23 protein-coding genes and 1 pseudogene are annotated in these 24,922 nt (G+C 64.1%); 9 read left to right on the top strand and 15 right to left on the bottom strand.

Going from position 1 to position 24,922, the window contains the following annotated elements:
* Positions 1-116 precede the first annotated feature (116 nt).
* The 4 genes from BraRD5C2_RS11720 to BraRD5C2_RS11705 form a co-directional block, all read right to left on the bottom strand.
* Positions 117-332, bottom strand: coding sequence for a hypothetical protein (locus BraRD5C2_RS11720; protein WP_092125295.1), 216 nt, complete (start codon positions 330-332; stop codon positions 117-119).
* 708 nt (positions 333-1,040) lie between these two features.
* Complete coding sequence (locus tag BraRD5C2_RS11715) at positions 1,041-2,090, bottom strand: hydroxyacid dehydrogenase (RefSeq protein ID WP_223968444.1); 1,050 nt, start codon at positions 2,088-2,090, stop codon at positions 1,041-1,043.
* A gap of 15 nt (positions 2,091-2,105) precedes the next feature.
* Entirely contained in the window at positions 2,106-3,002 is an 897-nt protein-coding gene (locus BraRD5C2_RS11710) for an amidohydrolase family protein (RefSeq protein WP_223968443.1), read from the bottom strand.
* 4 nt (positions 3,003-3,006) lie between these two features.
* Positions 3,007-3,972 (bottom strand): Bug family tripartite tricarboxylate transporter substrate binding protein, encoded by a 966-nt coding sequence (locus BraRD5C2_RS11705; RefSeq protein WP_223968441.1) that lies wholly within the window; start codon positions 3,970-3,972, stop codon positions 3,007-3,009.
* 187 nt (positions 3,973-4,159) lie between these two features.
* Between BraRD5C2_RS11705 and BraRD5C2_RS11700 the strand changes: the two genes are divergently transcribed.
* The 3 genes from BraRD5C2_RS11700 to BraRD5C2_RS11690 all read left to right on the top strand — a co-directional run bounded on the left by BraRD5C2_RS11700 (position 4,160) and on the right by BraRD5C2_RS11690 (position 6,780).
* Positions 4,160-4,711 carry a thiamine pyrophosphate-binding protein gene (locus BraRD5C2_RS11700; protein ID WP_050405122.1) on the top strand — a complete coding sequence of 184 codons (552 nt, stop codon included), beginning with the start codon at positions 4,160-4,162 and terminating at the stop codon, positions 4,709-4,711.
* Between the two features lie 8 nt (positions 4,712-4,719).
* The gene (locus tag BraRD5C2_RS11695; RefSeq protein WP_223968440.1) at positions 4,720-5,322 is read left to right on the top strand and encodes a thiamine pyrophosphate-dependent enzyme; all 603 of its coding nucleotides are present in this window, start codon (positions 4,720-4,722) and stop codon (positions 5,320-5,322) included.
* Positions 5,323-5,643: 321 nt separating this feature from the next.
* Positions 5,644-6,780, top strand: coding sequence for a hypothetical protein (locus BraRD5C2_RS11690; RefSeq protein WP_223968439.1), 1,137 nt, complete (start codon positions 5,644-5,646; stop codon positions 6,778-6,780).
* 25 nt (positions 6,781-6,805) lie between these two features.
* On the opposite strand, the gene BraRD5C2_RS11685 is transcribed toward BraRD5C2_RS11690, so the two are convergent.
* The 4 genes from BraRD5C2_RS11685 to BraRD5C2_RS11670 form a co-directional block, all read right to left on the bottom strand.
* A complete protein-coding gene (locus BraRD5C2_RS11685; RefSeq protein WP_223968438.1) occupies positions 6,806-7,867 on the bottom strand; it encodes a ketopantoate reductase family protein in 1,062 nt (353 codons plus the stop codon).
* A gap of 172 nt (positions 7,868-8,039) precedes the next feature.
* The gene (locus tag BraRD5C2_RS11680; RefSeq protein ID WP_223968437.1) at positions 8,040-8,429 is read right to left on the bottom strand and encodes a DUF1236 domain-containing protein; all 390 of its coding nucleotides are present in this window, start codon (positions 8,427-8,429) and stop codon (positions 8,040-8,042) included.
* 217 nt (positions 8,430-8,646) lie between these two features.
* On the bottom strand, positions 8,647-9,441 hold the full coding sequence (locus BraRD5C2_RS11675) for an NYN domain-containing protein (RefSeq protein WP_223968436.1): 795 nt from the start codon (positions 9,439-9,441) through the stop codon (positions 8,647-8,649).
* A 151-nt stretch (positions 9,442-9,592) separates the two neighbouring features.
* On the bottom strand, positions 9,593-10,000 hold the full coding sequence (locus BraRD5C2_RS11670; RefSeq protein ID WP_223968435.1) for a hypothetical protein: 408 nt from the start codon (positions 9,998-10,000) through the stop codon (positions 9,593-9,595).
* A gap of 364 nt (positions 10,001-10,364) precedes the next feature.
* Here BraRD5C2_RS11670 and BraRD5C2_RS11665 point away from each other — a divergent pair.
* The 3 genes and pseudogenes from BraRD5C2_RS11665 to BraRD5C2_RS11655 form a co-directional block, all read left to right on the top strand.
* Positions 10,365-11,033: pseudogene (locus tag BraRD5C2_RS11665) on the top strand (MFS transporter); the annotation flags it as partial.
* Between the two features lie 175 nt (positions 11,034-11,208).
* Positions 11,209-11,766, top strand: coding sequence for an MFS transporter (locus BraRD5C2_RS11660; RefSeq protein ID WP_223968434.1), 558 nt, complete (start codon positions 11,209-11,211; stop codon positions 11,764-11,766).
* 116 nt (positions 11,767-11,882) lie between these two features.
* A complete protein-coding gene (locus tag BraRD5C2_RS11655) occupies positions 11,883-12,641 on the top strand; it encodes a GntR family transcriptional regulator (RefSeq protein ID WP_223968432.1) in 759 nt (252 codons plus the stop codon).
* A 4-nt stretch (positions 12,642-12,645) separates the two neighbouring features.
* Here BraRD5C2_RS11655 and BraRD5C2_RS11650 read toward each other — a convergent pair whose 3' ends face one another.
* The 6 genes from BraRD5C2_RS11650 to BraRD5C2_RS11625 form a co-directional block, all read right to left on the bottom strand.
* On the bottom strand, positions 12,646-13,755 hold the full coding sequence (locus BraRD5C2_RS11650; RefSeq protein WP_223968430.1) for a Zn-dependent alcohol dehydrogenase: 1,110 nt from the start codon (positions 13,753-13,755) through the stop codon (positions 12,646-12,648).
* Positions 13,756-13,788: 33 nt separating this feature from the next.
* On the bottom strand, positions 13,789-14,097 hold the full coding sequence (locus BraRD5C2_RS11645; RefSeq protein ID WP_223968428.1) for a DUF6166 domain-containing protein: 309 nt from the start codon (positions 14,095-14,097) through the stop codon (positions 13,789-13,791).
* 28 nt (positions 14,098-14,125) lie between these two features.
* A complete protein-coding gene (locus BraRD5C2_RS11640) occupies positions 14,126-14,323 on the bottom strand; it encodes a hypothetical protein (protein ID WP_024579640.1) in 198 nt (65 codons plus the stop codon).
* A gap of 12 nt (positions 14,324-14,335) precedes the next feature.
* Positions 14,336-14,710 (bottom strand): hypothetical protein, encoded by a 375-nt coding sequence (locus BraRD5C2_RS11635; protein WP_223968427.1) that lies wholly within the window; start codon positions 14,708-14,710, stop codon positions 14,336-14,338.
* The gene (locus BraRD5C2_RS11630) at positions 14,697-15,494 is read right to left on the bottom strand and encodes a sterol desaturase family protein (RefSeq protein ID WP_223968426.1); all 798 of its coding nucleotides are present in this window, start codon (positions 15,492-15,494) and stop codon (positions 14,697-14,699) included. Before BraRD5C2_RS11630 ends, BraRD5C2_RS11635 begins: the two co-directional genes overlap by 14 nt.
* A gap of 271 nt (positions 15,495-15,765) precedes the next feature.
* A complete protein-coding gene (locus BraRD5C2_RS11625; RefSeq protein ID WP_223968425.1) occupies positions 15,766-17,895 on the bottom strand; it encodes an acetate--CoA ligase family protein in 2,130 nt (709 codons plus the stop codon).
* Positions 17,896-18,112: 217 nt separating this feature from the next.
* On the opposite strand from BraRD5C2_RS11625, the gene BraRD5C2_RS11620 reads away from it, so the two are divergent.
* From BraRD5C2_RS11620 to frc, 3 genes are all read left to right on the top strand, one after another.
* Positions 18,113-18,808, top strand: coding sequence for a GntR family transcriptional regulator (locus BraRD5C2_RS11620; RefSeq protein ID WP_051346457.1), 696 nt, complete (start codon positions 18,113-18,115; stop codon positions 18,806-18,808).
* 89 nt (positions 18,809-18,897) lie between these two features.
* On the top strand, positions 18,898-20,628 hold the full coding sequence (oxc, locus tag BraRD5C2_RS11615) for an oxalyl-CoA decarboxylase (protein WP_223968424.1): 1,731 nt from the start codon (positions 18,898-18,900) through the stop codon (positions 20,626-20,628).
* Between the two features lie 64 nt (positions 20,629-20,692).
* The gene (frc, locus tag BraRD5C2_RS11610) at positions 20,693-21,970 is read left to right on the top strand and encodes a formyl-CoA transferase (protein ID WP_223968423.1); all 1,278 of its coding nucleotides are present in this window, start codon (positions 20,693-20,695) and stop codon (positions 21,968-21,970) included.
* 129 nt (positions 21,971-22,099) lie between these two features.
* Here the strand turns inward: frc and BraRD5C2_RS11605 are convergent, their stop codons facing one another.
* Positions 22,100-24,703, bottom strand: a complete 2,604-nt coding sequence (locus tag BraRD5C2_RS11605; RefSeq protein WP_223968422.1) for an MASE1 domain-containing protein — start codon at positions 24,701-24,703, stop codon at positions 22,100-22,102.
* Positions 24,704-24,922: the final 219 nt, after the last annotated feature.

Genomic DNA, 24,922 nt, shown 5'->3' with positions numbered 1-24,922 from the left:
GGGGGGGGGGGGGCCTCTCTCCGCAATGTAACTCGTGGAGAGAGCCCCCACCCCAGCCCTCCCCCGCAAGCGGGAGAGGGAGCGCAGAGCAGATGTGGCTGCTACTCGACCTCGCCTCAGGTCACTTGCAAGTCGGCCGCTTCGATCCGGATGCGGTCGGCATGCAATGACCAGTCGCAGAGTGCCTGTTCCTGACAGAATATGAGCTTGGCCATCTCGGTGGCCTGGCCTTCGCTCGAGGCATCGACCTCGAGTTCGCCCTGGCAAACTTCGCGCTGGCGGCCGTTGCCGCCGAGCACGTCCTTCATGAATTGAACGACGAAACGCGACATGGAACCCTCCCTGCTGCGCCGGCAGAGCCCGGGGGTACCACGTTAGCACTAACGCGAAATGGTGTTGAGTTAATTCAGCGCGCGCGGATGCGGCGCTTCGCGGCGGTGGAAAACTAGGCGCCGGCCTGCGGCAGGCTGGCGGCAGCGATCGCGACGATCTGCGCAAGACGGCGGCCGATTTTCGCGGGCGCGTTGCGGAGCAATGACTGGACCTGTCGCATGACACTTCTTCCTTCCGTGCTTCGAACGGGCGGGCACGAAGGGAAAATGGCGATTCCGGGCTAAGCCGTCGATATCTCAGCGAAAATAACAACGGACGCGTTGCCGGGCGCCGTTTCGACAGTGGGTTTATTGCCTCGATCGAGGCCAACACGAAGGAGATTTTCTCCGGTATTTTTGGCGCGACAACGCTGGCACGATTGGCTATTCGCGTGAGGCACGCACCGGCGGACAGTTTCCTCCGCCCCTGCGGTCGCTCTCCTCGCAAAGCCGGGCGCTTGCGCGATTTCTGAATATTGGAAATCTACCCCTGAGTTGCCCGACGCGTCAAGTTGCCTGGTCGAACCGCCGGCAGTCGTCAGCTTCTTTGCATGGGGTTGTTTTCGATATTTTGGCCGCGCACAGCCACGGCCCCCGCAAGGGAGGCCCTCTGACCAGCGTACTCACCTCACCCGGCTGGCCTCATCGTCGACAGCAATGATCGTCGACCTACCCCGGCGTGAACCCGAACGCCTTCTCGAACCGCTTGGCGTAGACCGGCCAGACCTCGGGATTGATGATGCGCGGCGGGCGCTTGCCGTCGAGGGCGTCGAGGATCTGCTCGGCCGCGATCCTGCCCATGTTGATGCGCGCCTCGCGGGTGACGCCGGCGGTGTGCGGGCTCGCCAGCACGTTGTCGAACTGCAGCAGCGGATGATCCGGCGGCGGCGGTTCCTTGGACCAGACGTCGAGGCCGGCGCCGGCGATGCGCTTCTCTCGCAATGCCTCTTCCAATGCCTTCTCGTCATGGATGAAGCCGCGCGCCGTGGTGACGAAGTAGGCGTGCGGCTGCATCAGCGCGAATTCGCGCGCGCCGATCATGCCGCGGCTCTTGCCGTCCAGCGGACAGGAGATCGAGACGAAGTCCGCACGGCGCAGGAGATCGTCGAGCTCGACCTTCTCCCCGCCCCGCTTCGCCATCTCATCCGCCGTCAGGTAGGGATCGTAGGCGATCACCTTCATATGCAAGAGGCCCTTGCACAGCTCGGCGATGCGGCGGCCGACATTGCCGAGGCCGACGATGCCGACGGTCTTCTCGTTCAGCTCGTTGCCGATCAGGTCGTTGCGGTTGACGTTGGCCTCGCGCCGCAGCCGGCGGTCGGACTGGATGATGCGCTTCGACAGCGTCAGCATCATGCCGAGCGCGTGCTCAGCGACCGAGTTGGCGTTGCCGCCGGACTGGTTGACCACCAGCACGCCCGCCGCGGTGCAGGCATCGACATCGACCGGATCGAACCCGGCGCCGTTCGACGACACGATCAACAGGTTCGGCGCGCGCTTCAACAGTTCGGCATGGGCATGGAAATGCGGCGCCAACTCGTCGCGGGCGGCGCCGATCTGATAGGCATGTGCGTCGGCGAGAACCGGCGCGAACGTCGCCTCCGGCGTCTCGTTCTCCAAACGGTCGAGCCGGACATCCGGCCGCTTCTTCAGGATGTCGACGTAGATCTCGTGGGCGAGGTATTTGACGTAGAACACGCGCTTGTTGTTGACGGTCATGTCGTGCAGCAGCTTTCAGTTTGGGAAGCCATAGAGTCGTGCGGGATTATCGACGAGGATGCGGTGTCGGGTCGCCGCATCCGGCGTCCACGCCTGGAACAGCGTCAGCAGATGGCCGGCGTCGGGCATCTCACCCTCGACGCGCGGATGCGGCCAGTCGCCGCCCCACACCAGCTGTTCGGAGTTGGCCGACACTAGCGCCTCGTGGAATGGCCGCGCATCCGGATAATCCGGCGCGCGCTGGCTCAGGCGATGCGCGCCTGACAGTTTGGCCCAGCACCAGCCCTCGCCGACCGCGCGCAGCAGGCTCTGAAAGCCCGCGGTGTTGATGCCGGCGGCCGCATCGGTGCGGCCCATGTGATCGACCACGACCGGCAGGCCCAGTGCCTTCAGCGTCGGGACCGTGTCAGGCAGATCCTTGACGTCGATCCAGAGCTGCAGATGCCAGCCGAGCTCGGCCATCACGGGCGCGTGCGTCTCGGCGATGCTCAAGGGGATGCCGCCGCGATAGTGCAACTGCCCGCCGCGGAAGAAATGGTTGAAGCGCAAGCCACGGACGCCGAGCACATGCCATTGCCGCAGCGTGCCCGCCGCCACATCGGCATCGGCCACCGCGACGCCGCGCAACCGCGCCGGCTCGCGTTGCAGCGCCTCCAGCATCGCCGAATTGTCGCGGCCATGCGCGCTGCCCTGCACCAGCACGCCGCGGGTGAAGCCGAGCGCATCGAGCATGCCGAGATAACTCGCAAGCGGCGCGTCGGGCGGCGTGTAGCTGCGATCGGCGGCATAGGGGAAGCGGTCCGACGGGCCGAATACATGCGCATGCGTATCGCACGCCTTTGGCGGCAGCTTCTCTCTCGGCGGCGTCACCGGACGCGGCGGCAGGCAGGGGGGAATCTCTGATTCAGCCATCTTCCTACTCCGCCTTCATGCCGGCGGCCTTGATGATCGGCCCCCATTTGTCGTAGTCGGCCTTGATCTTGGCGGCGAGTTTGTCAGGCGTGGAGCCGATCGGGATCGCGCCGAGCTTGCCGAGACGCTCCTTCACGACATCCGTGTTCACCGCCGCGACGAAATCATGCGAAATCTTCGCAACGAGATCCGCGGGCATGTTGCCCGGTCCGAGCAGCCCCCACCACACCTCGGTGTCGTAGCTCGGCACGGTTTCCGACATGCTGGGCACATCGGGCAGGAACGGCGCACGCGACGCCGTCGTCACGGCCAGCGCGCGCACCGTGCCGGCCTGCAACTGTCCGACCGATTCCGGCCCGTTGTTGAACGACATCGGAATCTGTCCGCCCAGCAGATCGTTGATCGCCGGCGCACCGCCCTTGTAGGGGATGGCGTTGAGTTCGATCTTGGCGAGGCTGTTGAGCAATTCGCCCGCCAGATGGGTCGAGGTGCCGTTGCCGGCATGGGCAAACGACAGGCTGCCAGGCTTCGCCTTCGCCGCCGCGATGACATCGCCGACCGACTTGAACGGCGAGTCCGCGCGCACCAGCAGCACATTCGGCGACGATGCGAGTAGCGAGATCGGCGAGAAATCCCTGAACGTGTCGTAGGGCAGTTTGGGATAGAGGAACGGATTGGTGGCGTGGCCGCTCGCCACCATGATCAGATTGTAGCCATCAGGCGCGGCGCTTGCGATCGCCTGCGAGGCGATCACCCCGCCGGCGCCGGGCCGGTTCTCCACCACGATCGACTGCGTCCAGGTTTTCGACACGGCTTCGGCGAGTGTCCGCGTCAGCACGTCGACGCCGCCGCCGGGCGGATATGGGACGAGAATATGAACGGCCTTTGCCGGGTATGGCTGCGCGGACGCGAGGCCGGCCACAACCATGGCCGCTGCCGCAATGGCGGTCCGCCAGACCCATCCGGTCATCGACGCCTCCCGTCCCGTGATCGTTCCGTCCCTTTGTCGTTACCGCCTGTATCGCACGCCGGTCCGGCGCTGCGATGACCGAATTGCGCAGATCGCGATGCGGTCGGGGCATGTTGACAATCGCAGGCACCGCGTCAAGTTTTGGATCGCAAGCGAACATCAGCGTCGCGTGACAAGGGAGAACAGGATGGCGGCCGCGGAACAAGCCTCGTCCCAGAAGACGGCGACCACCTGGCACGGCATCGTGCTGCAGACGCTGAAGCGGAACGAGATCAAGCTGGTGCCCTATGTGCCCGACCGGGTGCTGACCACGCTGATCAAGGACCTGCATGCCGATCCCTATTTCACCACGTTTCCGACCGCGCGCGAGGAAGAGGCCGTCGGCATCGTTTCCGGCGCCTGGATGGCGGGCACGCGCGGCGCCGTGCTGATGCAGACCTCGGGCTTTGCCACGCTCGCCAACGTGCTGGCCTCGCTCGCGGTGCCCTACCAGATCCCGCTGATCATGTTCGTCTCCGAACGCGGCACGCTCGGCGAGTTCAATTACGGCCAGGCGCTGGTCTGCCGCACCATGCGCCCGGTGCTGGATTCGCTGGCGATGGAGCATCACACCATCACCCGGCTCGACGAGCTCGAATTCATCGCCGACCGCTCGATCAAGCAGGCCGTCACCACCCAGGCGCCGGTGGCGCTGATCCTCTCGCCGCTGTTGACCGGCGGCAAGACCTTCGACAAGTGAGATCAGCCATGACCAGCACACAAGCGCGCAACACCAAGGTGATGAACCGCTTCGAACTCACCCAGCGCCTCGTCGCCGGGCTGAAGGACGAGGCCGTGATCGGCGGCATCGGCAACACCAATTTCGATCTTTGGGCCGCCGGCCACCGGCCTGAGAATTTCTACATGCTGGGCAGCATGGGACTTGCGTTTCCGATCGCGCTTGGCGTCGCACTGGCGCAGCCGAAGCGCCGCGTGTTCGCGCTCGAAGGCGACGGCTCGCTGTTGATGCAGCTCGGCTGCCTCTCGACCATCGCGACGCTGGCCCCGAAGAACTTGACCATGGTGGTGATGGACAACGGCATCTACCAGATCACCGGCAGCCAGCCGACCCCGGCCGCAGGCCATACCGACATCGTCGCGGTCGCAATCGCCAGCGGCATCGCCAACAGCTCCTGGGCCGCCGACGAGGACGATTTCGAGCGGCTGATCGCGCAGTCGAAACAGGCTTCCGGCCCGACCCTGATCGGCGTCCGCATCGACGACAAACCCGGCACCGGCACCACCCGCCGCGACCCCGTGCAGATCCGCGAGCGCTTCATGCACGGGATGGGAGTGAGGCAGCTGCTGTAAGACTCCGCGAAGCTCAGCGCACAAGCCGAAGACGGCCCGCCAATCCGCAAGACCGACCATACGGGGGAAGGTCGAACCAGCACGCTGGTTCGTGATTTACCCAAAAACAACCTATGCTAGTATTCTATTGGTCCGCGCGGGGGACACTGCAGCAATGCGCTGATAACTTTGGCCTGCCCAGGCGGCACTTCACGGCTCGCCACTTCAGTTAGCGTAGGTTCCTCCGTCATGCTCGCACTGTAGTCACTACCCATCGAGCTGCTGCGCATCGCCTACTATGCGCTGCAAGGCCTCGTCGACGCGCTGCGGGCACGTAACCGATTGCGGTGCGAGTTCACTGTTCTCATCAACGCGCCGCGCGAGGCCGTGTGGCGCTTCAATATTGCGGACCGCATGGTGTTCGATGGGCCGCCGATCATGGAGATATCGCGCGAGCCGGTGCCCGACAGCGCCGATCTTTGGCTGACAAGCGCCACCGTGAACGGCCAGGTTCGGGCGCAGAACGTCTCGCGCGAGCTCGAGCGCGACGAGGAAAAAGGGATCATCAGAGGACGAATCGTGGCTCACCCGCTCTCCATTCCACCGGAAGGCGGCCGCGATACCGTAGCCGAACTCACGATCGAGGCGACGTCCGCGGGGACGAAGCTCATCGTATCCAATGAATTGACCCCGCACGTCTTTCGCGACCGTATCAACTATCCGATCGGGCTGCGCCGCATGGCGAACCTGATCAAGCAGCAATGCGAGAAAGAAGCCGGCACCTCCAATCGTCTCTCCACGGTCGGCAACAACGGATGGCTGCTGTCGATCGTGGCCCTGCTCAGCTTCTGGTACCTCGTGGGGTGGAAGGCGGCGCTGCTCCTGACCGTGGTCGTCGTCCTGCACGAAGCCGGTCACGCCGCGGCGATGCTGATGGCGGGTGTCGGCGTACGCGGCATCTACCTCGTGCCCTTCTTTGGCGGGATGGCCGTTCCCAAGACGGGCTATCGGACGGAGGGCCGGCTCGGCTTCATCGCGCTGATGGGCCCAGGCCTGAGCCTCGTGCCGACACTCGGCCTGTTCGCCGCTTATCAGGCCACCGGCCAACTCTATCTTGGAAAGCTGGCCGAACTGTTCGCTTTTGTGAATGCAAGCAACCTGCTGCCGATCTATTCCCTCGATGGCGGCCTGATCCTCAATGCTCTCGTCGGCTCAGTGAATCGGAGGTCCGCGTTGATCGTGGGCTGGATCGGAATCCTGATCGGCATCGCGCTCGCCGTCTACCTCCAATCGCTCCTGATCGGGATTCCCTTCATGTTGTTTGCTCTGCAGCGCTACCTCAGCGGCGGACGGACCATGGAGCTCGAACGGCTGACCCTGCACGACGGGGTCATGCTGGCAATTGCCTCAACCGCAACCTTCGCCCTGTACATGCTCGTGCTGAAGGCGACGTGGCCGCTTCCGGCCGTCCGCCTTTGACGCCGCGTCGCAGCACACACGCTGCTCAATTCATCCGCAATTCCGTGATGTGCCGCGGATCCGGCGCGAGCTCGCCGCGTTCGACGCGCTTGACGATGTCGGTCAGCGCGGCGTTGGCATTGCAGGCGAGGCCGAGCTTCTCACCCTCGCGCACCACGAAGCCGTTGAGGAATTCGATCTCGGTGCGGCGGCCCTTCTGCATGTCCTGGCCCATCGAGGGACGTTGTGCGGATGAGGTGCGCTTGGCATCCTTGAAGCGCTGCTCGTCGCAGGCGCGCGTCGCGGCCTCGTCGCCCTCGCCGGCCCGCGCGATGGTCTCGGGCGGCAGATGCAGGATCTCTTCCAGCTGATAGCCCTGCGCCTGGCCGACGCGGATCGCCTCGCTGCCGAGCCGCGTCGAGAAGCGGCGCAGCGGTTCGCTTTGCAGCACCTCGCCGCCCGCTAGACCCGTGCAGGCCGACAGTCCGTTGCCCATCACGTTGGCGACGAGCTTGGACCAGCGTTCGCCCCAGAGATTGGAGGTCACCTTGGCGCTATCGGAGTAGCCGACCAGCCGGCAGACTTCCTCCGCCCGCGCGGTGATGCGGCCATGCACCTCGCCGGCGCGAAACACGGTATGCGCGGCGCCACCCTTGCCGGCGCCGCGGTGGATATGGCCGGGCTCCGGCAGATTGACGGTGATGCTGCTTGCGATGCAGCCGAGTGTCTTGCCCCAGCCGACGATGCCAGCGATCGTCTCCTCGTTCATGCAGTTCTGCAGCGACACGACATAGCCGTCGGCCGCCAGATATTGCCGGATCAGCATGGTCGCCCAGGCGGTGTCGTAGGACTTCATGCAGACGAAGGCGATGTCGACCGGCTTTTCCTTGGCCAGCTGCTGCGCGTCGGTGATATCAAGCGCGCGCACCGGCACCGAGAACTTCGCAACATCCATCGCGTGCGTCACGTGGAGTCCGTGCTTGCGCATGTGCGCGACATGCTCGGGCCAGGGATCGATGAAGGTGACGTCCTCACCCGCCTGCACCATATGCGCACCGGCATAGCCGCCGACCGCACCCGCGCCGACGATCGCGATCTTCCGACCCATGTTTCCACCCTGCTCTCGAGGCGGCCGCGGGCTGCGTCCGCTTGTTGCGGACCAGTCTAGGGGATCGGGCCGTCAGGCCAACCAGGCGCCTCATGAAAAAAGCGGGCCTGTGCCATGCGAAAATCCCCGCGGGCGACAAGCCCGCGAGGATGTCCGCAGTCGGAAATCCAGATCAATCGATGATCTTGACGATACGGCGGGTGCGCGGCTCCACGATCACGCGGCGATCGTTGACAACAGCGTAGCGATATTCGGTGTAGCGCGGCACCGGGCGCAGCACGACGGTGTCGGGCAGCGGCTCGCCGACCACGACGCGTTCGCGCACCACGACCGAGGGTTCGTCGCGCGGGATCGAGGTGATCACCGCATTCGGAATCTCCAGGCCGGCACCGACCGCAGCACCAACGGTGCCGCCGACGATCTCGCCAACCGGGCCTGCGATCTCGCCACCGGTCCGCGCACCGTTCGCGGCACCCGCTGCCGTCGTGGACTGTGCGAACGCCGAACCGGACGCGAGCAGCGATACAGCAGACACAAGGGAAACAGCAAAACGCTTGTTCATCATTCTCCTCCTCCGAGCTATGAGACGCCCCTTCAACATCGCAGGGAACGAGACGTTCCAGTTCCAACGCGGCAATTTGCGCGCAAATTCCAGTTCCGCGGCAACTCGCTTCGGTTCCGGCACATACGAAAATGCTGCTCCGAATAATGTCCGAGGCAGCATTCATCGTTGGTTCAGATTCAGAGATGGTTCAGAGCAGGAGCGCGCTGCGCGCCATTCATTCCGGCGGTTTTTGACCGGCTCGTCGTCTTGGCGTTCGCCGTCTTGGAGGTGCTTTCGCAGGGGCGTCAGCTGAAGGCTTGATGCGGATTCGCGTCGTCCCGCCCTTGGGCTGCTCGATCTCGAACGCGTTTGTCCTGCGCACCAGTTCGCTCAGGGTGCGGAAGCCGTAAGTCCTTTGATCGAAATCCGATGCCAGATTGGCCAGCTGCCGTCCGACCTCGCCAAGCGTCACCCAGCCGTCCTCGCTGGCCATCTGGCCGATCACCTTCTTGAGGATGGGCGTGGCGGCGTCCGGCGGCTGCAGCGGCTGGGCGCGCACGGCCGCATCCTGATTGTTCGTCACGCCGCCGCGCAAATTCTCGGTATAGACGAACCTGCGGCAGGCCTGCCGAAAACTCTCCGGCGTCTTCTGCTCGCCGAACCCGAATACGTCGATGCCGTGCTCGCGGATGCGGGCGGCAAGCCGGGTGAAATCACTGTCCGACGACACCAGGCAGAATCCATCGAACCGGCCGCTGTGCAGCAGGTCCATCGCATCGATCACCAGGGTGATGTCGGATGCATTCTTGCCGGTCGTATAGGCGAATTGCTGCTGCGGGATGATGGCGTGCTTGGACAGAATGTCGGCCCAGCCCTTGGACCTCGGATTGGAGAAGTCGCCATAGATGCGGCGCACGCTGGCCTCACCGATCTTGGCGATCTCCTCGAACAGCCCATCGGCGATCCTTGCAGATGCATTGTCGGCGTCGATCAGGACCGCCAGACGGGGCGAACGGAGTTCGGAAGGCATGGCGTCTCTCTGCTGGGATACGATGGATCAAGATGCGCGCACAGTTCCGGAACCGGCGCAGCCGCCGCATCGGAGCACATCGTGCGTCCCAAGCATAGGGTCGGTGGCATCGCCGGGACTTTCGCGGCGAATGCACCCTCGGCCAGCGTGGTCAGAGCACCTCGCCCATATCGATCGCGCGCCTCGCGAATTCGATGGCCTTCTCGGCGGTGATCGCATCCGCCGTCGTCGTCGCCTCGTCGCGCACCGACGGCGGAGACGCGATCCGGATCTTCTTGCCGTTCGACCGGCGGATGGTCGCGCGCCAGCGATCGACATCGCGCCGGTAGGCATCGATCACAAAATCCCGATAGGTGACGCCGCTCATGAGCGGCTGAAGCGACGCCGCTTCGAGGCCGGCCGGCCGGCTTGCGACATCGCGAACCATCTCGACAATTATCTCGACCGCATGCTCACGCGCGGCACCGGTCGCGTCCCTCAGCAGATAGCTCACCGCTGCGCCGATCTGCGCCCTTGCGCGATCGTCGCTCGCAAAATCCAAATCGACCTGAACTGACATGATGGGGAAAACGCCTCCTCCGGACCCAATATCGGATACCTCCCGGCATCCGGTACGCTGCAACAGGAAGACCTTTAGTCGGCCCCCATTAAAGCCGGATTATCGGACAGGCCCCGATTTCTCGGATGCCGTTAACCGGGCTTTGATGCCGCTTCGGAAGATGTCCGAAGCGGCATCGAACGTCGATCAGATCACAGAGGGCCGGCGCCGCGCGCCGATTCGTCTCTGGCCCAGTCGGGCGCCGCAGGCCGGCTCACGTTGCCAATTCGCACGTGATCACCAATTGACATATCACTGCTATCCGTGTGACATTTTATAGAACGGGCCGACAAGAGCCCGGCAACGTCCACTTGGGGAGGACAGCATGACCGTTTCCGACGTCACCGCATCGGCCGGAAGCCGTGCTCCGGCCGCCGTCGCGCGCACCGCGCAGGCGCAGCAGGTCGCCGACATCGCGGCACGGCTCGAACGCCTGCCGCTGACCTCCTATCAGCGCTGGATCTTCGGCATCATCGCGACCGCATGGTTCTTCGACAGCATGGACCTGGCCGCGCTGACCTTCGTGCTCGGCTCGATCCGCCAGACCTTCGGCCTGTCGACGGCGGAAACCGGGCTGCTGTCCAGCATGAGCTTCCTCGGCATGTTCGTCGGCGCCGCGTCCGCCGGCCTGCTGGCCGACCGTTTCGGCCGCGCCCGCGTCTTCCAGGTCAGCATGATCTTCTGGGGAGTGGGCAGCCTGTGCTGCGGCCTCTCGACGACGGCGACCGCGCTCGGCGCATCCCGCTTGCTGCTCGGCTTCGGCATGGGCATGGAGTTTCCGGTCGCGCAGTCGATGGTCTCGGAGATCATGCCGGCCAAGAACCGCGGCCGCTACATCGCGTTCCTCGAAGGATTTTGGCCGCTCGGCTTCATCGCGTCGGGCCTGTTGACCTACTTCGTGCTGCAGGTCGCGGACTGGCGCTGGGTCTTCATCCTGCAGGCGATCCCGGCCGTGTTCGTGCTTATCGTGCGACGCTACGTTCCGGAATCACCGCGCTGGCTCGCGTCCCACGGCTATTCCGAGCGCGCCGAAGCGACCGTGCGCGACATCGAAAGCAGGGTCCGCGATCGTTTGGGCAGCAAGGAACTGCCGCCGGTGGTTCGCGCCCGCGTCGGAAGTGACCGGCCTGAGGACGCTGTTTTCGGGCATCTACGCCAAGCGGACCGCGATGTTGTGGACCTTGTGGTTCTTCGCGCTGCTCGGCTTCTACGGCCTGACCACGTGGCTCGGCGCGCTGCTGCAGGCCAAGGGATTCCCGATCACCAAATCGGTGTTCTACACCATCCTGATCTCGCTCGCGGGCATCCCCGGCTTCCTGGTCTCGGCCTGGCTCGTCGAATCCTGGGGTCGCAAGGCGACGCTGGTGATGAACCTGCTCTGCGGCGCGATCGCCTGCCACTTCTATGGCTCGGCGGCGGACCAGACCCAGCTCATCATCGCCGGCCTCTGCATGCAGTTCTTCCTGTTCGGCATGTGGTCGGCGCTCTACGCCTATACGCCTGAACTGTACCCGACCCATGTCCGCGCCACCGGAACCGGCTTTGCCTCCGCGGTCGGCCGAATCGGTTCGCTGATCGGCCCCTATGTGATCGGCGTGATCCTCCCTGCGGCGGGACAGAGCGGCGTGTTCGCACTGGGCGCCGGCGCGTTCGTGCTGGCGGCGCTGGCGGTGCTGTTGCTCGGCGAGGAAACCCGCGGCCGGACGCTGGAGAGCATTTCGCACTGATGATGCGCTGCTGCTCGCGGCACGCAGCCGGATTCGGTGTAGCGCCGATCGAGCGGCCTTGTCAGTGCCGGCAGGGCGTGTGAGGTATCTGCTGTATAATAGCACGCAAGATCCCGATGGCCGATTCGAGCAAACGATCCAGCACGGTGCGCGCCCGCGCAGCAGTAAACCGCCGGCCGGCGCGGCCATCGTCCGCCGCCGCCGGCAAGCCGCGCGCCGCCGCTCAGGCCCTGCTCCCGCAAGGCGACATCACCCTCACCGATCGCGCCTATGCCGAGCTGGAAGAGCTGATCGTGACGCTGCAACTGCCACCCGGCACCGCGCTGTCCGAGCTCGTGCTCGCCAAGCGGCTCGACATCGGCCGTACCCCGATCCGCGAGGCGTTGCAGCGGCTGTCGCGCGACGGCCTCGTCAACATCCTGGCCCGTCGCGGCGTGCTGGTGTCGGAGATCGACCTGCGCGCCCAGCTCCGCCTGCTCGAGGTGCGGCGCGAGCTGGAACGGCTGATGGCGCGCGGCGCCGCCGAGCGCGCCACCACCGAGCAACGCAAGCAATTCTCCAAGATCGCCGCCGGCATGCGCCGCGCGTCGGAAAAATCCGACGATCTGCTGTTCATGCGGCTGGATCACCAGTTCAACACGCTGATCTCGGCGGCGTCGCGCAACGAGTTCGCGTCCCGCGCCATGGGCCTGATGCACGGCCTGTCGCGCCGGTTCTGGTATCAGCATTACAAGGAAGCGGCCGACCTGCCGCTTGCGGCGCGGCTGCACGCCGACGTCGCCGAAGCCGTCGCCGAGCGCCGCGTCGACGCCGCAGGCGCAGCCTCCGACAGCCTGATCGACTACATCGAGAGTTTTGCGCGTTCGACGCTATAAGCGTTCAGAACTCGACGACCGTGCGGATCGACCGTCCGCGCCGCAGCACCTCAAAACCATCATTGATGCCGTCGAGGCTGCAGCGGCCGGTGATCAGTTCGTCGAGCTTGAGCCGGCCGTCGAGATAGGCCTGCGCCAGCAACGGAAAATCGCGCCGTGGCCGCGCGCCGCCGTAGCTCGAGCGGCGAAACCGCTTCTCGCCCATCAACGCGCCCCAGCGGAAACTCACGTCTTGCGTGACGTCGATCTTGCCGAGCCAGATCACCTCACCGCCCGGCCGCACCGCCTCCGCGGTCTGCCGAAACGCCTGGGGATGGCCCGCCGCCTCGAGGATGACGTCGGCGCCCCGCCCGCGCGTTGCCTCCTTGGCGAACTGGACCGGGTCCTCGCGCGCCGCGTTGACGGCGTGCGTGGCGCCGAGTTGCCGCGCCGGCGCAAGCTTTGCATCATCGAGGTCGACCGCGATAACAGCGCCGGCGCCGGCGAGCTGGGCGCCCTGCACCGCTGCCAGCCCGACCGCGCCGCAGCCGGTGACCATCACGGTATCGCCATGGCCGATGTCGGCGATGTTCAGCGCGGCGCCGACGCCGGTCATGACCCCGCAGCCGATCAGGCAGGCACGATCGAACGGGATCTCCTTGGGCACGGCAATCGCCTGCTGCGCCGGCAGCACGACATATTCCGAGAATGCGCCGAGGAACATCAGATGCGTCAGGCTGCGGCCACCCGCGAGCTGCGCTTTCGACGCGCCGTCGAAATGCACGCCTTTCGCGCCCCTCGCGAGATAGGTCTCGCACAGGATCGGCTGCGCCCGATCGCAGTGAAAGCAGTGCCCGCAATGCGGATTCCAGGACAGGATCACGTGATCGCCGACGTGCACCTCGTGGACCGCGCTGCCGACCTCCTCGACCACGCCGGCGGCCTCGTGCCCGAGGATCATCGGCAAGGGATAGCGCAGCGATCCGTCGATCACCTCCAGATCGGTGTGGCAGAGCCCCGCGGCACGCACTTTCACCACGACATCGGTCGGCGTGGGTGGTGCGAGCGAAACGCGCTCGATGGAGAGCGGCATTCCGCTTTGATGCAGCACCGCCGCGCGACAGGTCAGGGTCATCTCATATTCTCTCGCCCGGAAATCAGCGTGGGGTTACACCGTGCGTCCGGACCGCAGCGCCGCGACCGCCTCGTCGAGATCGGCCGAGGAGAGCTCCCATTCATTGCCGAAATTAGCGACGATGCGCCGCATGAAGCTCTGGTGCAGCGCCTTCGCCGCAACCGCGTCATGCAGATGATCGTAGAGCAGCGCGAAGGCCAGCTGTGCCGGCTCGGGCCCCTCATAGCTCCATTCAAAACCGTGCTCGGTGAGCCGAAGCTGGTCGTAGTGCGGTGACAGCGGCTCCCCGTCGACCAGCACGGAAATGCCGTCGATGGTGCGGTCCCCGGCATAGCTCGCCATCGGAGTCTCCCTGTGCTGCAGCATCATGTCAGGATCCCGGTGGGCGCATCTTGAGGTCCTTCTTGACGACCTCGGGGAAGATCCACATCGCGACCGTGGCGAATACGCCGAGGAAGGCGACCGCATAGCTCGGTCCCTGCTGTCCGAGATAGACCATGAAGAAGTACCCGCAGGCGGCCGTGGCGAGGCACGCCAGCGACAGCATCAGCTTGATGTGGCTCGGCATCGAGACCTCCCCTTAGATCCACATGTGGAACGACGGTGCAGCCACGCGGAGCAGCAGCGCCAGCGCCGCAATCATGGCGCAGCAGGACAGCCGCAGTCCCGCGCGTCCGTCGCGCCACCAGTCCGGCAAGGCCTGAAACAGCCCAGGCAGGAACAGGAACAGCACACCACCCACGACGACGACGGTGGTCCAGCGCAGCTCGACGAGGGCGAACGCCAGCGTGCCGGCGAGCAATATCGCCCATAAGGTGGTCGTCATCGTCACCGCCAGAACGGCGCGTCCGCGCAACGGATACATGCCGGCGAGTTGCAGGAAGCCGATGCAGCACACGCTCCACAGCAGGCCGAACCAGGCGAGGCCGGCGAGATTGGGTTCAAGCTGCGGCATGCGGCACCGATTGCTCCTTCATCGCGACCCGCGGCGTCCGCGCCGTCCGTCGCATGTCGGTCTTCACGTAGCGCGTGCTGTAGCCGTTGAAGACGTGGCCCAGCAGGCCGCGGTTGAGATCGGAGGTGCCGAACACATAGTCCATCACCGGGAAGGTCAGGTTCATGTTCCGCTCCATCATGATCGACTGGTTGTGATGGGCGGTGTGATGTCGGCGGATGGTGTTGACGAACGGCATGTTGCGCACGAAGGCGTTTTCCTCGACGTGGCAGCAGAAATGCATGAATTCGTAGATCAGGTACATCGACGTGGTCGTGGTGATCAGCAGCCAGCCGGTATTGGCCGAGATCACGAGACCGGCGACGATCGCCGGCGGGATCGACATCAGGGTGAACACCACGAGCGCGTAGGGCGGGAAGAAGGTGACGCGCCAGTCGTGATGATCGGCAAAGCGCATCTCGTCCTCGGTGAAGAACTGATGGTGCATCAGGGTGTGGCGGCTGTAGATCGCGCGCAGCAGCGGCACGTTCGACGGCCTGTGCATGACGAAGCGATGCACCGCCCATTCGAAGAAGTTCGCAATCAGGAACACCGCCGGAATGGTGAGGTATTCCCACCATTTCACGTCGTGCACATTGGCCAGGTAGACGTACAGCGCGGTGAAGCCGATCGTGTAGATCAGCACGACGTGCAGCCAGCCATTGTACCAGCCCACCACGCGCTCGCGGTAGGTCGCGCGATATTTGCGCTGGCGGTCGGTCATCCCTGTTGCAGCCAACTCCATCGCGGCGTCCTCCATCATTCTTATCTGACATATCAGTAGCACATCAGATGCGAAAGGCAAGCTGCCTTGGTGGGCCGGTCGCGGTCGAGAAAAAGGAATGGGCGCGCGGAACCCGCGCAGGACGGAGCAGCAAAGCCCGGGCTGGTTTCGAACGATCGGGCTGCTATCGCCCTCCCCGCCCACCCGGGCGGCAAGGCTCAGACAGGAGCCAAATAAAAAGCCGCCCCGGACGATGTCCGGGGCGGCCTCTGATCTTCGACTGATCAGGCGATCAGAGGAGGCCCGCGCCGCGAGCCCATTTGTACTTGGCGCCCAGCACTTCGACCGGCAGCTCGGTCGAATAGGCGTAGGCCGGAATGCCGTTCTGGTAGAGATATTCGGCGGCTTCCTCGACTTCGACGTCGCCGGCGAGCGAGGCGACGATCGGCTTCACGAAGCCCTTGGCCTCCATCTCCTTCTTCACCTCGACCATATTCCGGGCGAACACCATCGGCGGCGTCACGATGGTGTGCCAGTAGCCGAGGATCAGCGCGTGGATGCGCTCGTCGGAGAGACCGAGCTTCACCGTGTTGACGTAGGTGATCGGCGGCTCGCCGCCGGTGATATCCACAGGATTTCCGGCCGCGCCGAACGGCGGGATGAACTTGCGGAACGCCGCATCGAGGTCCGGCGGCATCTGCATCAGCGACAGGCCGTTGTCGACGACGGAGTCCGACAGCAGCACGCCGGAGCCGCCGGCGCCGGTGATGATCAGGACATTCTCGCCCTTCGGCGTCGGCAGCACCGGTACGCCGCGAGCGAATTCCAGCAGCTGCCGGAGCGAGCGCGCGCGGATCACGCCGGACTGCTTGAACACGTCCTCGTAGATCTTGTCGTTGCCGGCAAGCGCGCCGGTGTGCGACGACGCCGCCTTCGCACCCGCAGACGTGCGGCCGGCCTTGAGCACGACCACCGGCTTCTTCTTGGAGACGCGCTTGGCGGCCTCCGCGAAGGCCCGGCCGTCCTTCAGGTCCTCGCAGTGCTGCGCGATCAGATTGGTGTTGGGGTCCTGTTCGAAGAAGGCGAGCAGATCGTCCTCGTCGATGTCGGACTTGTTGCCGAGGCCGACGATCGCCGACACGCCCATCTTGGCCGAGCGCGAGAAGCCGATGATCGCCATGCCGATGCCGCCCGACTGCGACGACAGCGCGGCATGGCCCTTGACGTCATAGGCGGTGCAGAACGTGGCGCAGAGGTTGGCCGGGGTATAGTAGAAGCCGTAAATGTTCGGCCCCATCAGGCGGATGTTGTACTTCTTGCCGACCTCGACGATCTCGGCCTGCAATTCGGGTGCGCCGGCTTCGGCGAAGCCCGAGGGAATCAGCACCGCGCCGGGGATTTTCTTCTCGCCGCACTCGACGAGCGCGCCGGCGACGAATTTCGCCGGGATCGCGAACACCGCGGTGTCGATCACGCCGGGCACGTCCTTGACGCTCTTGTAGGCCTTGTAGCCGAGGATCTCCGCGGCCTTCGGGTGGATCGGATAGATCTCGCCCTTGTAGCCGCCGTTGATGAGGTTCTTCATCACCGAGTTGCCGATCTTGCCGTCCTCGGCGGAGGCGCCGATCACGGCGACGCCCTTCGGCTGCATGATGCGGCTCATCGCGGCGACGATCTCTTCGGTCGGGCGCGGCGCCGGGCGCGGCTTGTAGTCGAAGTCGACGACGATGCGCACGTCGGCGGCGATCGCGTTCTTGCTGGTGGCGAACACGGGATTGAGGTCGAGCTCGACGATCTCGGGGAAATCGCTGACCAGCTGCGACACCTTGACGATGACGTCGGCGAGCGCCTCGCGGTTGACCGGCTCGCCGCCGCGTACGCCCTTCAGCATCTCATGCGCCTGGATGCCGTCGAGCATCGACAGCGCATCGTCCTTGGTCGCGGGCGCGAGGCGGAAGGTGATGTCCTTGAGGATTTCGACCAGCACGCCGCCGAGACCGAAGGCGACCAGCTTGCCGAACGAGCCGTCGGTGATCGAACCGACGATTACCTCGGTGCCGCCGCCCAGCATCTGCTGGACCTGGATGCCCTCGATCTTGGCATCGGCCTTATATTTCTTGGCGTTGGCCAGAATGGTCTCGTAGCTCTTCTCGGCGTCCGCGGCGCTCTTGACGCCGACAATCACGCCGCCCGCCTCGGTCTTGTGGAGGATGTCGGGCGAGACGATCTTCATCACGACCGGGAAGCCCATGTCGGAGGCGATCCGGGCTGCCTCGGCGGCCGACTTGGCGACGCCCTCCTTCGGCACCGGAATGCCGTAGGCGTCGCAGACCACCTTGCCTTCGGGCGCGGTGAGGCTCGTGCGCTTGTCGGCCCTGACCGCATCGAGAATTTTGCGGACCGCATCCTTCGAATTTGACATTGGCTTCCTCCTGGGACAGATTTCGTGGCATTTGGTATGCCAAAAACGTAATTGTCAAGGTCGGTCGATGCCCAAAAATGCCGAAAAATATGGGCAGCTTGACATTCTGGTATTTGGCATGCCAAAAATCTAAGGTACTTTCTTCTGCTAAGAAGACGTCTCCAAGAGGAGGAGACGAGTCGTGCCAGAACCGAAACAGACCAAGGCGTCGCCCACTATGGCTGACACAGATATTGCCATCGTCCGGATCGCCCCGGAGACGAGCTTCAAGAACAAGGCCTATGAGGCCTTGAAAGAAGCGATCCTGAAGATGGACATCTACGCGACGCCGGAGCCCGTGATGCTCGACGAGCGCGCATTGTCCGAGCGTCTCGGCGTCAGCCGCACGCCGATCCGCGAAGCGATTGCGATGCTCGAGCAGGACGGATTCGTGAAGACCGTGCCGCGCCGCGGCATCGTTGTGGTCCGCCGCACCAAGGCGGAGATCGTCGACATGATCCGCGCCTGGGCGGCGCTGGAAAGCATGGCGGCGCGCCTAATCACGACAACCGCGCGCAAAAAGGACATCTCGTCGCTACGCGACTTCTTCAAGGACTTCAGCGACGATCGCCTGCCGCAGGATCACGTCGAGGAATATTCCAAGGCCAACATCGCCTTCCACCAGGCGCTGATCTCGCTGTCGGAATCGCCTGTACTGGTCGACCTCACCAATGACCTGCTGCTGCATGTGCGCGGCTATCGCCAGCTCACGATCGGCCGCAAGGACCGTACCGCGACCTCCCTGCCCGAGCATCTCGGAATCATCGAGGCACTGGAAGCGCGCGACACCGAGCTCGCCGAAAAGCGCGCCCGCGATCACACGCTCGGCCTTGCCGCCTATGTCGAGGCGCATGGCCAAGAATTATTCACGTAGAGAACCGTTCACGTAAGTTTGAGAGTCCACACCCGCTTCAGACGACAATCAGATCGTCCGAACCAAGAACGATCAGGGAGACGATGCCGATGCTGAATACCGCTACGAAGTCCGAGGCACCGGGCACCGAGCAGGAACTAACCGATGGCTTCCACCTCGTCATCGATGCGCTCAAGCTCAATGGCATCGACACCGTCTATGGTGTGCCGGGTATCCCGATCACGGACCTGGGCCGCATGGCCCAGGCGGAGGGCATTCGCGTGCTCTCGTTCCGCCATGAGCAGAATGCCGGCTATGCCGCCTCGATCGCCGGCTTCCTGACCAAGCGTCCCGGCGTCTGCCTCACGGTGTCGGCGCCCGGCTTCCTCAACGGCCTCACCGCGCTTGCCCACGCCACCACCAACTGCTTCCCGATGATCCTGATCTCCGGCTCGTCCGAGCGCGAGATCGTCGACCTGCAGCAGGGCGACTATGAGGAAATGGATCAGCTCGCGATCGCAAAACCGCTCTGCAAGGCGGCGTTCCGCGTGCTGCACGCCCAGGACATCGGCATCGGCCTTGCGCGCGCGATCCGCGCCGCGGTGTCGGGCCGTCCCGGCGGCGTCTATCTCGACCTCCCCGCAAAGCTGTTCGGCCAGGTCATGGACGCGGCGGCCGGCGAGAAGTCGCTGGTCAAGGTGATCGACGCTGCCCCGGCGCAGCTCCCTGCCCCGTCGGCGGTCAAGCGCGCGCTCGACGTGCTGAAGAGCGCAAAGCGTCCGCTGATCATCCTCGGCAAGGGCGCCGCCTATGCGCAGGCCGACGAGGCGATCAAGAATTTCGTCGAGAAGAGCGGCGTGCCGTTCCTGCCGATGAGCATGGCCAAGGGCCTGCTGCCCGACTTGCACCCGCAATGCGCGGGTGCGGCGCGCTCGACCGTGCTGAAGGAAGCCGACGTCGTCATGCTGATCGGCGCCCGCCTCAACTGGCTGCTGTCGCACGGCAAGGGCAAGACCTGGGGTGAAGCTCCGAAGAAGTTCATCCAGGTCGACATCGAGCCGAAGGAAATGGATTCCAACGTCGAGATCGTCGCCCCTGTGGTCGGCGATATCGGCTCCTGCGTGTCCGCGTTCCTCGACGCCATGGGTGCCAACTGGTCGGCCGCACCGAGCGATTGGCTCGCCACCGTGGCGAAGAAGCGCGACGACAACGTCGCCAAGATGGCGCCGAAGCTGATGAGCAACGCCTCGCCGATGGATTATCACGGTGCGCTCGGCGCGCTGCGTACGATCATCACGGAACGTCCCGACACCATCTTCGTCAACGAAGGCGCCAACACGCTCGACCTCGCCCGCGGCGTCGTCGACATGCACAAGCCCCGCAAGCGGCTCGACGTCGGCACCTGGGGCGTGATGGGCATCGGCATGGGCTATTCGATCGCGGCTGCGGTCGAGACCGGCCTGCCCGTGCTCGCGGTCGAAGGCGACAGCGCGTTCGGCTTCTCCGGCATGGAGGTCGAGACCATCTGCCGCTACAAGCTACCGATCTGCATCGTGATCTTCAACAATGACGGCATCTATCGCGGCACCGACGTCAACAGCGCCGGCGACGATCCGGCGACCACCGTGTTCGTCAAGGGCTCGCGCTACGACAAGATGATGGAAGCCTTCGGCGGCGTCGGCGTCAACGCGACCTCGCCCGACGAGCTGAAGCGCGCGGTCAATGCGGCACTGGATTCCGGCAAGCCGACCTTGATCAACGCCGTGATCGATCCGGCAGCGGGCTCGGAGAGCGGCCGCATCGGCAACCTCAATCCTCAGAGCGTTCTGAAGAAAAAGTAAGCAATCCCCTTCAACCCATTTTCCCTGCGGGTGCAGGGGTAGACCAGAGTACGGAGCATACATTATGACCAAGGCGCTCAAGGGCGTTCGCATTCTCGATTTCACCCACGTCCAGTCGGGCCCGACCTGCACGCAATTGCTGGCCTGGTTCGGCGCCGACGTGATCAAGGTCGAGCGTCCCGGCGTCGGCGACATTACGCGCGGCCAGCTACAGGACATCCCGAACGTGGACAGCCTGTATTTCACCATGCTGAACCACAACAAGCGCTCGATCACCCTCGACACCAAGAACCCGAAGGGCAAGGAAGTGCTGACCGCGCTGATCAAGCAGTGCGACGTGCTGGTCGAGAATTTCGGCCCCGGCGTGCTCGATCGCATGGGCTTCCCCTGGGAGAAGATCCAGGCCATCAACCCGAAGCTGATCGTCGCCTCGATCAAGGGTTTCGGCCCCGGCCCGTATGAGGATTGCAAGGTCTACGAGAACGTCGCGCAGTGCACCGGCGGTGCCGCCTCGACCACCGGCTTCCGCGACGGCCTGCCGCTGGTCACCGGCGCGCAGATCGGCGACAGCGGCACCGGCTTGCACCTCGCACTCGGCATCGTCACCGCGCTGTATCAGCGCACCCACTCCGGCAAGGGCCAGCGCGTCACCGCGGCGATGCAGGACGGCGTGCTCAACCTCGCCCGCGTCAAGATGCGCGACCAGCAGCGCCTCGCCCACGGCCCGCTGAAGGAATACAGCCAGTTCGGCGAAGGCATTCCGTTCGGCGATGCCGTGCCGCGCGCCGGCAACGATTCCGGCGGCGGTCAGCCCGGCCGCATCCTGAAGTGCAAGGGCTGGGAGACCGACCCGAACGCCTACATCTACTTCATCACCCAGGCCCCGGTCTGGGAGAAGATCTGCGACGTGATCGGCGAGCCGACCTGGAAGACCGATCCGAACTACGCCAAGCCGCCGGCCCGCCTGCCGCGCCTCAATGAGATCTTCGCCCGCATCGAGCAGTGGACGATGACCAAGACCAAGTTCGAGGCGATGGAGATCCTCAACAAGGACGACATCCCCTGCGGCCCGATCCTGTCGATGAAGGAGATCGCCGAAGACCAGTCGCTGCGCGCGACCGGCACCGTGGTCGAGGTCGATCATCCGACCCGCGGCAAGTACATCTCGGTCGGCAACCCGATCAAGCTGTCGGATTCGCCGAGCGAAGTCGCCCGCTCGCCGCTGCTCGGCGAGCACACCGACGAGATCTTGCGCGAGGTGCTCGGCTTCAGCGATCACCAGGTTGCCGAGATCCACGACTCCGGCGCGCTCGACCCGCCGCGCAAGCAGGCCGCCGAGTAACGGCTGCGCTCAATCAAGACACGAATGGCCGCAGGAAACTGCGGCCATTTTTGTTTGAGCCCGCTGTCTGCGCTCCGCAATCAATAGCGGACATTGATGAGATCAAGGCCCTCATGATGGTGCGACCGGTCAACTTCTGCGCGCTGCGTCGGAAGTGCCTGACGCCAAAGGTATGCCGGACGAGCGCGTCGATCTCGCCGGCGCAAGATCCTGGATAAAGTCTCGCAGCGCCTCGGTATCGAACGGCTTGCGGAGTATTTTCAAACTTGGCGGAGCGGCTTTTGCGGCATCGCTGTAACCTGTCGTAAGGGCTATCGGCAAACCGGGGTACCGCGACCGAACTTCTCTCGCGAGCCCGACGCCATCGATGGTCCCTGGCATGACGATATCGCTGAAGACGAGATCGATCCTTGTACCGGTATCGAGCAGTTTCAATGCCGCTTCGGCCGAATCTCGATAGATGGTTTCATAACCCAGATGCTCGAACAGCGATGATGTCACGTCCGCCACTTCGGGACTGTCGTCGACAACGAGGACCGTCTGCCGCGGCGGCTGCCTGGGCCTTGCCCGGGCGGCGGCGAGCTCTTTGTTGGTGATCTGCTCGTCCGCACAAGACGGCAGATAGATTGTAATCGTTGTTCCTTGTCCGACCTTGCTGTCTGCCGTCACCGTTCCGCCCGCCTGGTGCGCAAAACCATACACTTGGGACAAACCGAGCCCGGTCCCTTTGCCGACCTCCTTGGTCGTGAAAAACGGATCGAACATCTTGGACAGAAGATTTGGCGGAATACCGGTGCCCGTATCGCCAAGTGTGATCGCAAAGAAGGCTTTGCCACGGCGATCGCCGCCGGTTTCCTGATTTGCGGTGACCGCGTGGACCGACAACGTGAATGTGCCGCCGCTTGTCATTGCATCTCGCGCATTGACGGCGATGTTGACGATCGCAAGTTCAAGTTCGGCAAGGTCAACCTTCACCGGCGAAACACCGTCGCCAACGTTCTCGTTGTACACGATGTTGCCGCGCAGCGAGCTCTCGATCATGGTCCGCATGTTCTTGATCGACGCATTCAGATCGACGACCGTCGGGCTGAGATGCTGGTGACGAGAGAATGTCAACAATTGGCGCGTGAGGCTTTCGCCGCGTTTGGCTGCGGTTTGTATGGCGTCGATGGCCTTTGGCAGTTTTGGATCAAGCAGCCGTTGAAATATCTGCGCACTGCCTCCGATGATCATCAAGAGATTGTTGAAGTCGTGCGCAATCCCGCCGGTCAGCTTGCCGATTGCCTCCATCTTCTGAGACATCGCGAGCTGTTCGCGCGCCTGGACCAGCTTTTCCTCCGCATCGCGGCGCTCCGTCGCGTCGCGCAGGATACTGATGAAACCGATCAGATTTCCTGCGTCATCATGGCTCGATGAGACTGAGCCCGTGATGAAAAACGGCGTACCATTCTTCCTGATACGCCAACCCTCCACATCGTACTTGCCGCTTTCGATTGCCGACTCCAGCGCGTGCGTCGGCGAACCCGCGCGGCGTTCATCCGGCCGATAGAATATCCCGAAGTGCTTGCCGATGATTTCTTCCGAGCTGTAGCCGATGATCGTTTGAGCGGTGCTATTCCAGCTCGTCACGTGTCCTTCTCGATCAAGCGCAAAAATTGCATAGTCGACGACGCCTTCGATCAGGGTCTGGAAGTGCCGTCTGATGCTGTCGAGCGCCAAAGCTTTCCGTTCGAGTTGGCTGTTCAGCTGGTCCTGGACGGAAAGCAAATGGGCTTCCCTGGCCTGGCGCGTCGCGCTTGCCGCGGCCAGGGCAAGAGGCGGCGCCGACACGATGATCGAAAGCACAAACAAGGATAACAGCGCTCCGTTCGGATCGATTTTCGGAAATGGATCATTCCCCACCGAGAACCCCCACACGGCAGTTCCGATGAAAATGAACGCGGCCGTCGCCACGGTGCATCGATCGCCGCGCAGAGCGGCCCAAATCAAGGGCAGCAGAACCAGAAAGCCCAGAAGGCTCCGATGTGGCAACAACACGTCGAGGCCGCTGCTGACGAGATCGCTACCGATCAGCGGGCTGTAAGCAGCGAGCCCAATCATACCGGCGAGAGCAGCGACCGCGACCGATTCCAACAGCGTCCATTTGGAAGCAATGCGTAAGGGCATCGTCGCCCAGAGCACGATGACCGGAGCAAACACCAAGGCGCCGGCGGCGTCCGCAAGCCACCAGGTCAACCCGGCCACGACGGAATCGGAAAAGCTCGATTCGTTGGTGAGCGTGAAGCCGGCCAAGGCGACGGCTGAACTGATCATCGTGGTCGGCGCAAAGGAAATGATTGCAAACTTTGCGACACCGGATGGTGTGGCAAACGTCTGGCGACCGTTCGACCAGCGGCCGATCAGCCATGTCCCGGCACATGCGGCAAGGAGGCTGCCGATCCCGGCGGCACCGAACTCTGGGAGCGATCGGCCGGCCATGAGGTACGAAGAGATGGCCCCCACCAGGATCGCTGGCCAGATCCGGTAGCCGCGCAGCAGGACCAGGGCAAGCGCAAGCCCGGTTGGTGGCCATAGCGGTGTCGCGGCTGGGTTTATTGCAGGAAGGAACCGCGCGGATTCAGCAACGCCGGCATAAATTGCGGCAACTATCAGGATTTCGACCGCGTAGGCCGCAACGCTCCGCATATCGCCAAAAGCGAAAATCCCGGCCTTGGCGAACGTTGCCCTTTCCATCGCGAGCCTTTGCAGTGGGCATCTCAACAATGCGGACGCAGTTTTGACCAAAACATGGCCGCACGATCATGAGTAGAGAGGCGCTAGGCAACTTCGGAACGAGAGGCCATCGGGCAGCACCGTTGACCTAACGGCGGTGGTACACTACGCGCGCGGTGGTATCCGGACTACGAATCGATCCGATCCCGCCGCGTTTCGGTCGGATCATCAGCAATCATT

This window comes from Bradyrhizobium sp. RD5-C2 (assembly GCF_019972155.1).
Taxonomy (GTDB): Bacteria; Pseudomonadota; Alphaproteobacteria; order Rhizobiales; family Xanthobacteraceae; genus Bradyrhizobium.
This window is presented reverse-complemented; position numbering and strand designations above follow the sequence as displayed.

What these genes read in the sequence shown, in the direction of transcription:
- BraRD5C2_RS11720 (WP_092125295.1), bottom strand. Translation starts at nt 332, where the DNA reads ATGTCGCGTTTCGTCGTTCAATTCATGAAGGACGTGCTCGGCGGCAAC.
- BraRD5C2_RS11715 (WP_223968444.1), bottom strand. Translation starts at nt 2,090, where the DNA reads ATGACCGTCAACAACAAGCGCGTGTTCTACGTCAAATACCTCGCCCAC.
- BraRD5C2_RS11710 (WP_223968443.1), bottom strand. Translation starts at nt 3,002, where the DNA reads ATGGCTGAATCAGAGATTCCCCCCTGCCTGCCGCCGCGTCCGGTGACG.
- BraRD5C2_RS11705 (WP_223968441.1), bottom strand. Translation starts at nt 3,972, where the DNA reads ATGACCGGATGGGTCTGGCGGACCGCCATTGCGGCAGCGGCCATGGTT.
- BraRD5C2_RS11700 (WP_050405122.1), top strand. Translation starts at nt 4,160, where the DNA reads ATGGCGGCCGCGGAACAAGCCTCGTCCCAGAAGACGGCGACCACCTGG.
- BraRD5C2_RS11695 (WP_223968440.1), top strand. Translation starts at nt 4,720, where the DNA reads ATGACCAGCACACAAGCGCGCAACACCAAGGTGATGAACCGCTTCGAA.
- BraRD5C2_RS11685 (WP_223968438.1), bottom strand. Translation starts at nt 7,867, where the DNA reads ATGGGTCGGAAGATCGCGATCGTCGGCGCGGGTGCGGTCGGCGGCTAT.
- BraRD5C2_RS11680 (WP_223968437.1), bottom strand. Translation starts at nt 8,429, where the DNA reads ATGAACAAGCGTTTTGCTGTTTCCCTTGTGTCTGCTGTATCGCTGCTC.
- BraRD5C2_RS11675 (WP_223968436.1), bottom strand. Translation starts at nt 9,441, where the DNA reads ATGCCTTCCGAACTCCGTTCGCCCCGTCTGGCGGTCCTGATCGACGCC.
- BraRD5C2_RS11670 (WP_223968435.1), bottom strand. Translation starts at nt 10,000, where the DNA reads ATGTCAGTTCAGGTCGATTTGGATTTTGCGAGCGACGATCGCGCAAGG.
- BraRD5C2_RS11660 (WP_223968434.1), top strand. Translation starts at nt 11,209, where the DNA reads ATGTTGTGGACCTTGTGGTTCTTCGCGCTGCTCGGCTTCTACGGCCTG.
- BraRD5C2_RS11655 (WP_223968432.1), top strand. Translation starts at nt 11,883, where the DNA reads ATGGCCGATTCGAGCAAACGATCCAGCACGGTGCGCGCCCGCGCAGCA.
- BraRD5C2_RS11650 (WP_223968430.1), bottom strand. Translation starts at nt 13,755, where the DNA reads ATGACCCTGACCTGTCGCGCGGCGGTGCTGCATCAAAGCGGAATGCCG.
- BraRD5C2_RS11645 (WP_223968428.1), bottom strand. Translation starts at nt 14,097, where the DNA reads ATGGCGAGCTATGCCGGGGACCGCACCATCGACGGCATTTCCGTGCTG.
- BraRD5C2_RS11640 (WP_024579640.1), bottom strand. Translation starts at nt 14,323, where the DNA reads ATGCCGAGCCACATCAAGCTGATGCTGTCGCTGGCGTGCCTCGCCACG.
- BraRD5C2_RS11635 (WP_223968427.1), bottom strand. Translation starts at nt 14,710, where the DNA reads ATGCCGCAGCTTGAACCCAATCTCGCCGGCCTCGCCTGGTTCGGCCTG.
- BraRD5C2_RS11630 (WP_223968426.1), bottom strand. Translation starts at nt 15,494, where the DNA reads ATGGAGTTGGCTGCAACAGGGATGACCGACCGCCAGCGCAAATATCGC.
- BraRD5C2_RS11625 (WP_223968425.1), bottom strand. Translation starts at nt 17,895, where the DNA reads ATGTCAAATTCGAAGGATGCGGTCCGCAAAATTCTCGATGCGGTCAGG.
- BraRD5C2_RS11620 (WP_051346457.1), top strand. Translation starts at nt 18,113, where the DNA reads ATGGCTGACACAGATATTGCCATCGTCCGGATCGCCCCGGAGACGAGC.
- oxc (WP_223968424.1), top strand. Translation starts at nt 18,898, where the DNA reads ATGCTGAATACCGCTACGAAGTCCGAGGCACCGGGCACCGAGCAGGAA.
- frc (WP_223968423.1), top strand. Translation starts at nt 20,693, where the DNA reads ATGACCAAGGCGCTCAAGGGCGTTCGCATTCTCGATTTCACCCACGTC.
- BraRD5C2_RS11605 (WP_223968422.1), bottom strand. Translation starts at nt 24,703, where the DNA reads ATGGAAAGGGCAACGTTCGCCAAGGCCGGGATTTTCGCTTTTGGCGAT.